Source organism: Sabulibacter ruber, from assembly GCF_017355955.1.
In the GTDB taxonomy this organism is placed as follows: Bacteria; Bacteroidota; Bacteroidia; order Cytophagales; family Hymenobacteraceae; genus Nibribacter; species Nibribacter ruber_A.
In genome coordinates this window covers 1-299 of the sequence record NZ_JAFFID010000086.1, presented here as the reverse complement: position 1 = coordinate 299, position 299 = coordinate 1, and the positions used below count along the sequence as shown (strand labels likewise).

Annotated in this window: 1 protein-coding gene; it reads left to right on the top strand. The window is 60.5% G+C overall.

Annotated features, from left to right (window positions below; translation table 11 throughout):
- The coding region (locus tag JT719_RS24560) for a formate dehydrogenase subunit delta (RefSeq protein ID WP_207436418.1) at positions 1-252 on the top strand (252 nt) is incomplete at its 5' end.
- Between the last annotated feature and the right edge of the window lie 47 nt (positions 253-299).

Below are 299 nucleotides of genomic sequence, written 5' to 3'. Positions count from 1 at the left end.
AGCCATCCGACTTCACAGGAGATGATCGTGGACGACAAACAAACGGTGGTGCGGATGGCAAACCAAATTGCCACCTTCTTCGAGGCCTACCCGCTTGACGAGGCCGCCACCGAAACGGCAGCTCATATCCAGCGCTTCTGGCCGCCTCGCATGCGCCAGGCCCTCATCACTCAAGCAACCACGGACACCGGATCGTTCCATGCCGTGGTTCTGCAGGCCATTCGTCAACTGCAGCCGGCGGCTGCATCCTGATCCCGTCGCATGATCGACCGCAGACACTGGAGCAAAGCACGGCGATG